Annotated in this window: 1 protein-coding gene; it reads right to left on the bottom strand. The window is 72.3% G+C overall.

The genetic code is table 11. From position 1 onward, the window contains the following. On the bottom strand, window positions 1–589 hold a 589-nt coding region (locus A9Z05_RS33755; protein WP_141723544.1), incomplete at both ends, for a PAS-domain containing protein.

Below are 589 nucleotides of genomic sequence, written 5' to 3'. Positions count from 1 at the left end.
CGGCCGGCGCGCGAGCATCCGCTTGAGCGCCGCATGCAGTTCGTGGCGGTTCGGCAACCCCGTCAGCGCGTCGTGCCGCGCGAGGTGCCGGATATGCTGTTCGGTCTGGCGGCGCGCGGTGACGTCCTCGACGATGATCACCGCGTTGCCGTCCGGCACGCGGTGGCGCGTCAGTTCGAGCTGGCGGCCGTCGGCGAGCACGATGTCGAGCGGCGCGGATTCGCCGCGGCTCAGCCACGCATCGCACTGCGCGGCGAGGCCGGCGCCGCCGGGATCGGTCACGGCATGCGCGCCGAGCGCGGCGACCACGGCCGGCAGCGGCGTATCGAGCATGATCTCGCGCGGCGAGCCGAACAGTTGCGCGGTGCGCCGGTTCGCGACGATCACGCGGCTGTCGCCGTCGATCATGCACAGGCCGTGCGGCATGTAGGTGAGGGCAGCGTCGAAGCGTGCGACGAGTTCGGCGTTGCGCTGGCGTGCGGCGATCAGCGCGACGAGCACGCGGTAGTGACGCTGCACGACCGTACGCATCGCCGCCAGATAGATCACGAGCGGCGGCACCAGCAGCCACGCGCCGTTTCGCGGCGCC

Source organism: Burkholderia sp. A2 (assembly GCF_001729305.1).
In the GTDB taxonomy this organism is placed as follows: domain Bacteria; phylum Pseudomonadota; class Gammaproteobacteria; order Burkholderiales; family Burkholderiaceae; genus Burkholderia; species Burkholderia sola.
This window is presented reverse-complemented; position numbering and strand designations above follow the sequence as displayed.